The following is a 584-nucleotide window of genomic DNA, read 5'->3' as shown; positions in this document are numbered from 1 at the left end:
GCGACGCCGAGCCCGGCGAGGGCGATGGCGACGGCCGATCCGGACGCATCCGAGATGGACAGCGCCGAGGAGTTGAACCCCTGGTCGGTATCGTCCGAGTAGGCCAGCGTCAGCACCGTGAGACGAGGATAGAGCAGCCCCATCCCGCCCCCGGCGAACGCCCAGGCCACCACGACCACGGCGGCCGAGACATCGAACACCGCGGCCGTGAGCACGCACAGCATGGCGATGAGCAGCGAGCTCAGGCTGATCGTCGTGATGCGGTGATTCCCCAACCGCTCCCCGAATCGCCCCTGCAGAGCCGAGGCGCCTGCCCAGGCCAGCGCCGCGAGCATCAGGGCGATGCCCGCCCATGTCGCGGTGAAGTCGAACTTCTTCATCAGCAGATACGGGATGTACGCCTCAGCCGCGAAGAAGGCCCCGGCCACGATTCCCCGCATCAGCACCACGCTCGGGAGCCCCGCTCCGGCGCGGAGTGTGCGCCGCGGCAACAGCGGCATCACGGCGAATCCGATCGCCAGCACGGCGCCGAGCGCCACCGGCCACCTCATCGAGGGCTGCAGATCCGCCGAGAAGCCGACCAC

1 protein-coding gene is annotated in these 584 nt (G+C 69.5%); it reads right to left on the bottom strand.

What is annotated here, in order from left to right:
* A partial coding sequence (locus KZA10_RS17140) for an MFS transporter (RefSeq protein WP_218683501.1) occupies positions 1 to 584 on the bottom strand: 584 nt, incomplete at both ends.

Origin of the sequence: Microbacterium sp. BF1 (assembly GCF_019279095.1) — a bacterium.
Taxonomy (GTDB): Bacteria; Actinomycetota; Actinomycetes; order Actinomycetales; family Microbacteriaceae; genus Microbacterium; species Microbacterium maritypicum.
Note: the sequence above shows the minus strand (reverse complement) of the source record. Positions and strands in the feature narration are given on the sequence as shown.